Below are 9,729 nucleotides of genomic sequence, written 5' to 3'. Positions count from 1 at the left end.
ATATTCCTCCAAAGTTTTATCCCGTTCACACGCACCATTCGCAAAAGTTCTCACTTGCAGTCAATAGTTCTTAACAGTGAACTGTAAGATATATTTTACCACTTTTGTCTATTTTTCACAAGCCATCACTACTTTTTTGCTATTTTTTCACACATTTTTCATTTTTTCTGATACAATAATACTGTTTATGCATTTATTTTCTGAAAGGATTTTACATATGAGTAAAAAACAACCACGCAACACAAAAGGAAAAATCATCTCCGCCGCATGGAAACTGTTTTATGAACAGGGCTACGACGATACGACCATCGACGAGATCATTGCAGAGTCCAGCACCTCCAAAGGCTCTTTTTACCACTATTTTGAGGGGAAAGACGCCCTGCTTGGATCTCTCTCTTTCCTTTTTGACGAAAAATATACTGAACTGGAAACGCAGCTGGATCAGTTTTCCACCCGTTATGAACAGTTGATCTATCTGAACCAGGAACTTTTTTCCATGATTGAAAACAGTATTTCTCTGGATCTGCTGGCACGGCTGCTGTCCACTCAGCTGATCACCAAAGGAGAAAAACATCTGCTGGACCGCAACCGCTACTATTATAAACTACTGCGCCGTATTATCCGGGAAGGGCAGGAAAACGGGGAATTTCGTACGGATCTGTCTGTCAATGAAATGGTGAAACTGTATGCGATCGCGGAACGTGCACTGCTTTATGACTGGTGCATCTGCAATGGAGAATATTCGCTGAAAACCTATGGTTCCACGGCGATACCAATTTATCTGGCGCAGATTCGTAGCGTTAATTAATTGTATTTATTTTTATTCTATGTTTTCTTTCATAGTTTAGTCTAGTTTTATATTTCCTTTATTTCTGCATGTTTAATGCGTATTTTTTGGCATCTTTTCGTACTACAGTCTATACTTCATTCTGTATTGCAGTCTGTTTTTATTCATGTTATACTGGCAGAAATTTGTTGAAGTAACGTAATAAAGGAGATTGATTTTATGAACGCAAACACAATTGGAATGCTGATCATCATGATCATCTATCTGGGTGTTATGGTATTGATTGGCGTTCTCTTTTCCAAGAAAAACAACGACACCAGTGATTTTTATCTGGGCGGCAGAAAACTCGGTCCGATCGTGACCGCCATGAGTGCCGAAGCCTCCGACATGAGCAGCTGGCTTCTGATGGGTCTGCCGGGTGTCGCATATCTGTCCGGCTGTGCTGAAGCAGGATGGACCGCCATCGGACTTGCCATCGGAACCTACTTAAACTGGCTCATCGTTGCAAAACGTCTGCGCCGCTATTCCCACAAAGCAAACAATTCTATTACGATCCCGTCCTTTTTTGCAAACCGCTATCGGGATAAAAGTAATTCCCTGCTGGCGATTTCGGCTATTATGATCGTAATTTTCTTCGTACCGTACACCGCATCCGGGTTCGCAGCCTGCGGCAAACTCTTTGCCACACTCTTCGGTGTTCCGTATATGCCTGCCATGATCGTAAGTGCCATCATCATCGTGGCTTACACTTCCCTGGGCGGATTCCTGGCAGCAAGTACCACTGATCTGATCCAGAGTATTATCATGACCGGCGCCCTGGTCGTCGTACTGATCTACGGCGTACATATGGCCGGTGGCATGGATGCTGTTATCACAAATGCACAGTCACTGAAAGGCTACTTAAGTATGACTATGTCTCACGATGCAGCAACCGGCGGAACCACACCGTACAACGGACTGACCATTGCATCCACTCTGGCCTGGGGCTTAGGTTACTTTGGAATGCCACACATTCTGCTGCGTTTCATGGGTATTGAAGATGAAAACAAATTAAAAACATCCCGCCGCATCGCCTCTGTATGGGTCGTTATTTCCATGTTTATCGCCATCTTTATCGGTATCATCGGAAATGCAATGACAAAGGCAGGCACCATGGACGTACTGGAGAATTCCTCTCAGGCAGAGACACTGATTGTCAGAACTGCTGTACTGCTGAGCAATCACGGATTCCTTGCTGTACTCATGGCAGGTCTGATTCTTGCCGGTATCCTTGCAAGCACCATGTCCACCTCCGATTCCCAGCTTCTGGCAGCCTCTTCCAGTATTTCAGAAAACCTGCTGAAGGATTGCTTCGGAATCAAATGTACCAAAAAACAGTCCATGATGATAGCTCGTATCACTGTGCTTATCATCGCAGCGATCAGTGTATTTCTTGCCCGTAACCCGGACAGTTCCGTTTTCCGTATCGTATCCTTCGCATGGGCAGGATTTGGAGCTACCTTCGGTGCCGTTATGCTCTTTGCCCTGTTCTGGAAACGTTCCAATCGAAACGGCGCTCTTGCCGGAATGATTGTCGGTGGTGCCATGGTATTTATCTGGAAATTCCTGATTGCTCCGCACGGCGGACTGCTTGGTATTTACGAACTGCTGCCTGCATTCCTGTGCTCCGCAGCTGCCATCGTAATCGTCAGCCTGCTGACCGCTCCGCCGGCACAGGAAATCATCGACGAATTTGAAAGCGTTTAAACAGTTCACGCATGTCCTGTTCAAGTGCTTCCGGGCTTATGCTTGCATAAAGCCCGAAGCACTGGCAGAGACATGCAGGGAGCGCCAGCTTTCATGAGCAAAATTAGTAGCGAAGCTACGGAAAAGCCCGGAACGGGCGTTTTGCGAATGGGCGCGGGTGAACTGAACAAAAAAATATCAGAAATGAGCCTGATGGAAGTGATTTATCATTTCCTTTCAGGCTCATTTCCTGTATACTGATTTATAATCGAAACATTATTCCGCTTAGAAGAAAGGCAAAATTATGACTTCAACTTTAACAATACCCGCACTTGCAATTTTTGACATGGACGGTCTGATTTTTGACACTGAACGCCTCTTTATGACAACCAAAGATGGTGTCATGAAAGAATACGGCTACACGCAGCAAAAAGACGATTACCTTCACACCATCGGAACCTGCGGACAGCAATTACTGGATATTCTGCACAGACTTTACGGGGACGATTACCCGGCAGAAGAGATCAGTCAGAAATGCCGTACACTTGTCACAGAAAAAATACGCCGCAATGGACCGCCGGTGAAGCCAGGGATCCCGGAACTTCTCGCCTGGTTTGCAGCCAACAATATTCCATGCTGTGTGGCCTCTTCCACCAAACATGACATTGTCGCTGAATATCTTCACCTGGCAAAACTCGATAAATACTTTGCTTTTGTCATCGGTGGCGATCAGGTGCAGCGTTCCAAACCGAACCCGGATATTTTTCTTGCTGCCTGCCAGTGCGCAGATATCAAACCAGAACACGCACTGGTTCTGGAAGACTCCGAAAACGGTATTTTGGCCGCATCCAATGCGGATATCCCGGTGGTATGTATTCCGGATCTAAAAATACCCGCTGAAGAAATTGCAAAAAAAACTGCTGCAATTGTATCAAGTGCAACAGATGTAATTCAGTTATTTACCTGGGAAGAAAATTCAGTCAGGTAAAATGCTTATCTTTGACAAAAATAGCAGTAATAAAAATCCCCTGCCTATTGCTTTGCGCAATGAAAACAGGGGATTTTCTATATTTTATTTCACTATTTTAATTAGATATTTTTCATCAGATTTACCATCTCGATAGCGGAGCAAGCTACATCATAACCTTTGTTTCCGGCCTTTGTACCTGCACGCTCGATAGCCTGCTCGATATTGTCAGTCGTCAGGATACCAAACAGTGTCGGTACGCCGGTCTCAAGGCCAACCATTGCTGTTCCTTTGCTGACCTCAGCGCACACATAATCATAGTGGCTTGTAGAACCTTTGATCACAGCGCCTAAGCAAAGTACTGCATCGTATTTTCCGGAAGCTGCCATTTTCTTTGCAACGATCGGAATTTCAAATGCGCCCGGAACCCATGCCAGATCGATGTCCTCATCTTTTACACCGTGACGTACACATGCGTCTTGTGCGCCGCCAACCAGTTTTGATACGATGAACTCGTTAAAACGTGCCGCTACAATACCGATTTTAATGCCCTCTGCTACTACATTTCCTTCTAAAACTCTCATTTTCTTATCCTCCTGATTTTAAATTTTATTCATAGTCTGTCATATGATCCATTTTTTCCTGTTTGGTTTTAAGGTAAAAATAATCAAATTTCTGTGCTTTGATCTGGATCGGCACACGTTCCTCAATGGTAATGCCATATCCTGCAAGTCCTGTGATCTTGGTTGGGTTATTTGTCAGCAGACGCAGACGTTTTGCTCCGATATCACGCAGGATCTGTGCACCCACACCATACTCACGCATATCTGCCGGGAAGCCAAGCTTGATATTTGCTTCTACGGTATCATACCCCTGCTCCTGCAGCTCATATGCTTTTAATTTATTGATGAGACCTATGCCACGACCTTCCTGACGAAGATATAACAATACGCCTCTGCCCTCTTTTGCAATCGCTTTCATGGCTGCGTCTAACTGTTCACCACAGTCGCAACGGCTGGAACCAAACACATCTCCGGTCAGGCATTCGGAATGTACCCGGCAAAGTACCGGCTCTCCGTCTGTCACATCACCCATAACAAGCGCTACGTGATGATCTCCGTTTAAAATATTTTCATAACCGTAAATTTCGAAGTTGCCATATTTTGTCGGAAGTTTTGCATCTGCCTCACGGCGGATCAGGCTCTCATGCTGCAGGCGATATTCAATGATATCAGCAATTGTAATAACGGTCAGATTCTGTTTTTCTGCAAACTGTAACAGCTCTGTGGTACGCATCATGGTTCCGTCCTCACGCATGATCTCACAGCACAGTCCACATGGTTTTAAACCAGCCAGTTTTACCAGATCTACTGTTGCCTCTGTATGACCGTCACGCACCAGTACGCCGCCTTCTTTTGCACGCAGCGGGAACATATGACCCGGTCTGCGGAAGTCTACCGGTCTTGCGCCATCCTCTACACATTTCAATGCTGTGTAAGAACGCTCTGCAGCGGAAATACCGGTTGTGGTGTCCACGTGATCGATAGATACCGTAAATGCTGTACAATGATTATCTGTGTTCACATTTACCATCTGATCCAGTCCCAGTTTGTCGCAGAGTTCACCGCTCATCGGCATACAGATCAGTCCTTTTGCTTCACATGCCATAAAGTTTACATTTTCCTGTGTTGCAAATTCTGCCGCGCAGATCAGATCGCCTTCATTTTCTCTTTCCGGATCATCGATTACTAAAATTACTTTTCCGTCTCTCAGATCCTGTAATGCTTCTTCTACTGTTCCAATTGCTTTTGCCATCTTTATATCCTCCCGGTTTTCCCTTAGATTTCATTTATTCAGGATTTTATCAGTTTCCCAAAAATTAGTTTTCCTGTCTTGCCTGCTCATCATAGTTCTGATTCCTGCGAATTTAGAATCCATACTTCTTAAGAAAGTCTTCGGTGATTCCACTTTCTTTTTTTGTTTCTTCTTCTGCCGCTGCCGGCTGTAACAGTTTTTCCACATATTTTCCAATGATATCGCATTCCAGATTCACGATGTCTCCAACGCCTCTGTCATGTAACGCAGTTACCTGCTGTGTATGCGGAATGATGGATACTTTAAAACAATGTTCATCCACATAAGCCACTGTCAGGCTGATACCATCTATCGTAATAGAGCCTTTTTCTACGATGTAGCGAAGCAGGTTCGGCTTTGCCGCGATGGTGTACCAGATCGCATTGTCATCCGGCTCAATGCTCTGCACCGTTCCGGTACCATCGATATGTCCTGATACGATATGTCCGCCAAATCTGCCATTTGCCGGCATCGCCCGTTCCAGATTCACACTTGCCCCGGTGCTTAACTGCCCCAGAGAACTGCGGTTCATAGTCTCTGCCATGACATCTGCGGTGTAGTAACTGCCACCCATGCTCGTCACGGTCAGACACACACCGTTGACCGCAATACTGTCTCCGATCTGACTTCCTTCCAGCACTTTTTTACAGCCGATGGTCAGTACACAGGACCGGGCGCCGCGTCGTACATTCTGAATGGTTCCCACTTCTTCAACTAATCCTGTAAACATGTATGATCGCCTCTTTTCAAGTTAACTTTCAATTTTGTAAATATTATTGTTCATGCACGCATGATTCACATTTTTCCATTCACTAATTTATAATGAATTATTATTTTACATATCCTACGATACAGAAATCATCGTCCAGCCGTTCAATCTCCATATGTTTCAATGTGATCGCATCTGCCATTCGGTCGATTCCCATTCCCTCTACCGGAGAGCGGGCATCCATGCCACCGATGAGTTTTCCTGCAATGTAAGCATATACTTTATTTACGATGCCATCTTCCAGCGCGGATGCATTTAACGTTCCGCCGCCTTCCAGTAAAATACTGTCAATGTTCTGCTCGCCAAGTTTTTTCATCAGTTCCACCAGATTAACTCCATGTGCGCCTTTCGTGCCGATCAGTTGAATTCCTGCATCTTGCAGCTTCCTGATCTTTTCCTGCTTCCGTTCCGATTCCAGTGCTTCCTGACTGCAGGCAACGATCGTCTCAATCTCCGATGCTGTGTTTACAATCTGACTCACCAGCGGAATATGCAGGTTCGAATCGCAAATGATTCGCACCGGATCCACACCGCCATCCACGCGGCAGTTCAGCATCGGATCATCTGCCAGCACCGTTCCGATTCCTACCATAATGCCCCGGTAACGTCCTCGCATCCGATGCACCTGCGCTCTGGCTGTTTCGCCGGTCACCCACTTGGAATCTCCTGTCGCACAGGCGATTTTTCCATCCAGTGTCATGGCATATTTCATAACCACAAAGGGTGTCTTTGTCGTAATGTAATGATAAAATACTTCGTTTAATTTTAGGCATTCCGCTTCCAGAATTCCGGTTTCTACATAAATGCCATGATCCCGCAGGATCTGTACACCTTTTCCTGCTACCAGCGGATTAGAATCCATACTTCCCACAAACACACGGGCGATTTTTTTCTCAATGATAATGTCCGTACACGGTGGGGTTTTTCCCTGATGACAGCACGGCTCCAATGTCACATACAAGTCAGCTCCTGTGGTGTCCTCCGTGCATCTCGTCAGTGCATTTCGCTCCGCATGAAACTCTCCGTATTTCTCATGATACCCCTCACTGATAATCCGTCCGTCCTTTACTACCACGCAGCCAACCATCGGATTCGGTGATGTATGACCTTCTCCCTTTCGTGCCAGCTCCAACGCCCGTCTCATGTATTCTTCTTTTCCCTGCATAAAAAAACACTCCCTTCCATCTTCCAGGGATTTTCTGCTTCCATAAATTTTTGCGTTTCCTGATATTCCCATTTTCACAACCTGATATTTTGTCAGGTTTATGTAACCCAAACATCCCGGCTCCGAAAATTTCTTTCAGATCAAAAATTTATGGTAAAAGAAAATCCCTGAGAAATAAATCTCAGGGAGTGAAAATCTTTTTTGTTAAACAGACTTTAAAACACTTGTTTTTCGGTCTCATTTAAGTAGTTATTTTCGCTTGTTCTTCTTTCATCCAGACTATACTGTCGGCTCTGGAATCTTCTGCTTACCAGAATCACCAGATCAACGCTTTCACGCTCGCGGGCTATACCGCCGGTCGGGACTCTCTGCTTCGAATTACATTCGGTTCAGATCACCCTGCCCTGAAGATTTCTTTGTTTTTCTGCACTTATGATAGCACATACTTTTTTCAAATGCAATAGCTAATTTTTTACTTATTTATGCCGATGTAGAAACTTACTAATCACAATCAGCACGCCGCCAACTACAAATGGGAAAATGAAAGTTGCCACACGGTAAAGCACCGTGATTGCACCGGCCTTGTGAACACCTACCAGCACCGCAAAAAGGTTCGTCATGATCAGTTCCACCGCTCCGACTCCTGCCGGTGTCGGGATTACAGCAGCCGCCATAACAGACAGCGATGTGATCGACAGCGAATCCAGCAGGGAAATCTCATTTGTTCCAAACAGGATTAAAAACGGAATACTATACCAGAAACACAGTTTTGCCAAATTTTTCAACACCATGAAAATCAGTGACGGTACATCCTTCAATAATTTTGAAGTAGATTTTTCCATGATATCACAGCTCTGCTCCAGTTTTGTCAGTGCCGGAGTCAGTTTTCCACTTTTGTTAAACTTACGCACGATCCACAAGATCAACTGATGAGATTTCGCAGATACCGCAAAAATAACCAATGCAATACTGATCATCGCAGTCAACGCATAAGCAAGTCCCAGATACACGCCATATTCTCTATAATTCACAGACATTACCTTCCAATTAAGGACAAATAACAATCCGCTAAACAGCGCCACACTGACTTTGTGCACCATGTACTGAATCATATAAAGTCCGGTTGCTTCCGAATAGCCAACGCCCTTTTTACCAAGATACACGATTGCTGCCACACCGGAGCCACTTCCCAGTGTAGACAAACGATAAAAAGAGCAGTTAAAAGCACAGTAAACGGCTTCCCGGAACTTGAATTTTGGATTATATCTGCGCGCCAGTGAATAGGTGATCCATGCCTCAAATAAATGATAGATCACAGTTGCCGCCATAATGGCAACCAGTACTGCCAACGACGTTTTTCCAAGCTGTTCTACAATATCCGCTGCCGAATCCTTGAATGTATACCAGATGATCAGAAGCAGGATCACCACAAAAATCAGCTTCGCCAGTAGTTTTTTATTTTTCATAAAAGAACTCCTTCACCTGCTGTAAAATAATGTCCATCAGACGCTTGCGCGTCTCCACCGCTGCCCATGCGATATGCGGCGTGATCACAAGTTTCTCGCTGTCCTTGATGCAACGCAGTGGATTGTCCTCACGCATCGGCTCCGCGCTCAGTACATCCAGGCCTGCTGCCGCGATCTCACCCTGCTGCAGTGCATCTGCCAGATCCGCTTCCACCACGATGGGGCCACGTCCCACATTGATAAAAATCGCACTGTTTTTCATTTTTGAAAATGCAGCTGCATTCATCAGATGTTCCGTCTGCTCCGTCAGCGGCGCATGTACAGACACGACATCAGACGTCTCAAGCAAGGTATCGAAATCCACACGCTCATAGCCATCCTCCGTATGATTTCCGGAAGTAGAATAATAGATCACATGGCAGCCAAAGGCTTTTGCCAGATCTGCCACACGCTTGCCGATGGCCCCCAGTCCAATGATGCCCCATGTCATACCACTGAGCTCATGAAAATGATTTGAAAAATGTGTAAACATGGAATCATTTACATACTTCTCTGATTTAACATAATTGTCGTAGTAAGGTATTTTCTCCAACAAATAAAACAGCAGTGCAAACGTATGCTGCGCCACACATTCTGTAGAATAGCCTGCCACATTTCGCCATGCAATATTCCTTTTTGCCAGGAACTCCTTGTCCAAATTATTGGTACCTGTAGCAGTCACGCACACAAGTTTCAACTTTTCTGCCGTTCCGATGGTCTGCTCGTTGATCTCCATCTTGTTGATGATGACCACATCCGCATCCTTTACACGCTCCGGGACTTCCTCCGGCTTGCTGCTTCCGTAACGAACCACCTCGCCCAGAGACTCGAACCCGCCAAGATCAATGTCCGTTCCAATTGAATTATCATCTAAAAAAACTATCTTCATATCTTTCACATTCCTTACATTCATCCATTTCTATCACCCATTACAGATGATTCTTTTCTGACTTCGCC

General features: G+C 45.2%; 10 protein-coding genes and 1 riboswitch. Of the genes, 4 read left to right on the top strand and 6 right to left on the bottom strand.

All coding sequences use genetic code 11. From position 1 onward, the window contains the following. The first annotated feature begins 217 nt into the window (after window positions 1-217). From Q0I54_RS05765 to Q0I54_RS05750, 4 genes are all read left to right on the top strand, one after another. On the top strand, window positions 218-808 hold the full coding sequence (locus tag Q0I54_RS05765) for a TetR/AcrR family transcriptional regulator (RefSeq protein WP_296117198.1): 591 nt from the start codon (window positions 218-220) through the stop codon (window positions 806-808). A 198-nt stretch (window positions 809-1,006) separates the two neighbouring features. Then, window positions 1,007-2,533 (top strand): sodium/proline symporter, encoded by a 1,527-nt coding sequence (locus Q0I54_RS05760; protein ID WP_296117196.1) that lies wholly within the window; start codon window positions 1,007-1,009, stop codon window positions 2,531-2,533. 93 nt (window positions 2,534-2,626) lie between these two features. Then, window positions 2,627-2,773 carry a hypothetical protein gene (locus tag Q0I54_RS05755; protein WP_296117194.1) on the top strand — a complete coding sequence of 49 codons (147 nt, stop codon included), beginning with the start codon at window positions 2,627-2,629 and terminating at the stop codon, window positions 2,771-2,773. Between the two features lie 43 nt (window positions 2,774-2,816). After that, a complete protein-coding gene (locus tag Q0I54_RS05750) occupies window positions 2,817-3,500 on the top strand; it encodes an HAD family phosphatase (RefSeq protein WP_296117193.1) in 684 nt (227 codons plus the stop codon). A 101-nt stretch (window positions 3,501-3,601) separates the two neighbouring features. Here the strand turns inward: Q0I54_RS05750 and ribE are convergent, their stop codons facing one another. From ribE to Q0I54_RS05720, 6 genes are all read right to left on the bottom strand, one after another. After that, a complete protein-coding gene (gene ribE, locus Q0I54_RS05745; RefSeq protein ID WP_177976282.1) occupies window positions 3,602-4,063 on the bottom strand; it encodes a 6,7-dimethyl-8-ribityllumazine synthase in 462 nt (153 codons plus the stop codon). 25 nt (window positions 4,064-4,088) lie between these two features. After that, the gene (locus Q0I54_RS05740; RefSeq protein ID WP_296117192.1) at window positions 4,089-5,294 is read right to left on the bottom strand and encodes a bifunctional 3,4-dihydroxy-2-butanone-4-phosphate synthase/GTP cyclohydrolase II; all 1,206 of its coding nucleotides are present in this window, start codon (window positions 5,292-5,294) and stop codon (window positions 4,089-4,091) included. Between the two features lie 112 nt (window positions 5,295-5,406). After that, window positions 5,407-6,063 (bottom strand): riboflavin synthase, encoded by a 657-nt coding sequence (locus Q0I54_RS05735; RefSeq protein ID WP_296117191.1) that lies wholly within the window; start codon window positions 6,061-6,063, stop codon window positions 5,407-5,409. 100 nt (window positions 6,064-6,163) lie between these two features. Next, the gene (gene ribD, locus Q0I54_RS05730) at window positions 6,164-7,267 is read right to left on the bottom strand and encodes a bifunctional diaminohydroxyphosphoribosylaminopyrimidine deaminase/5-amino-6-(5-phosphoribosylamino)uracil reductase RibD (RefSeq protein WP_296117200.1); all 1,104 of its coding nucleotides are present in this window, start codon (window positions 7,265-7,267) and stop codon (window positions 6,164-6,166) included. A gap of 258 nt (window positions 7,268-7,525) precedes the next feature. Continuing rightward, a riboswitch (FMN riboswitch) is annotated at window positions 7,526-7,683 on the bottom strand. A 60-nt stretch (window positions 7,684-7,743) separates the two neighbouring features. Continuing rightward, window positions 7,744-8,733 (bottom strand): lysylphosphatidylglycerol synthase transmembrane domain-containing protein, encoded by a 990-nt coding sequence (locus Q0I54_RS05725; RefSeq protein ID WP_296117189.1) that lies wholly within the window; start codon window positions 8,731-8,733, stop codon window positions 7,744-7,746. Then, window positions 8,723-9,661 carry a D-2-hydroxyacid dehydrogenase gene (locus tag Q0I54_RS05720; RefSeq protein WP_296117186.1) on the bottom strand — a complete coding sequence of 313 codons (939 nt, stop codon included), beginning with the start codon at window positions 9,659-9,661 and terminating at the stop codon, window positions 8,723-8,725. The genes Q0I54_RS05725 and Q0I54_RS05720 overlap by 11 nt, the downstream gene beginning before the upstream one ends. Window positions 9,662-9,729: the final 68 nt, after the last annotated feature.

This window comes from uncultured Eubacterium sp. (assembly GCF_934295145.1).
Lineage (GTDB): Bacteria > Bacillota > Clostridia > Lachnospirales > Lachnospiraceae > Eubacterium_I.
Note: the sequence above shows the minus strand (reverse complement) of the source record. Positions and strands in the feature narration are given on the sequence as shown.

What these genes read in the sequence shown, in the direction of transcription:
- Q0I54_RS05765 (WP_296117198.1), top strand. Translation starts at nt 218, where the DNA reads ATGAGTAAAAAACAACCACGCAACACAAAAGGAAAAATCATCTCCGCC.
- Q0I54_RS05760 (WP_296117196.1), top strand. Translation starts at nt 1,007, where the DNA reads ATGAACGCAAACACAATTGGAATGCTGATCATCATGATCATCTATCTG.
- Q0I54_RS05755 (WP_296117194.1), top strand. Translation starts at nt 2,627, where the DNA reads ATGAGCAAAATTAGTAGCGAAGCTACGGAAAAGCCCGGAACGGGCGTT.
- Q0I54_RS05750 (WP_296117193.1), top strand. Translation starts at nt 2,817, where the DNA reads ATGACTTCAACTTTAACAATACCCGCACTTGCAATTTTTGACATGGAC.
- ribE (WP_177976282.1), bottom strand. Translation starts at nt 4,063, where the DNA reads ATGAGAGTTTTAGAAGGAAATGTAGTAGCAGAGGGCATTAAAATCGGT.
- Q0I54_RS05740 (WP_296117192.1), bottom strand. Translation starts at nt 5,294, where the DNA reads ATGGCAAAAGCAATTGGAACAGTAGAAGAAGCATTACAGGATCTGAGA.
- Q0I54_RS05735 (WP_296117191.1), bottom strand. Translation starts at nt 6,063, where the DNA reads ATGTTTACAGGATTAGTTGAAGAAGTGGGAACCATTCAGAATGTACGA.
- ribD (WP_296117200.1), bottom strand. Translation starts at nt 7,267, where the DNA reads ATGCAGGGAAAAGAAGAATACATGAGACGGGCGTTGGAGCTGGCACGA.
- Q0I54_RS05725 (WP_296117189.1), bottom strand. Translation starts at nt 8,733, where the DNA reads ATGAAAAATAAAAAACTACTGGCGAAGCTGATTTTTGTGGTGATCCTG.
- Q0I54_RS05720 (WP_296117186.1), bottom strand. Translation starts at nt 9,661, where the DNA reads ATGAAGATAGTTTTTTTAGATGATAATTCAATTGGAACGGACATTGAT.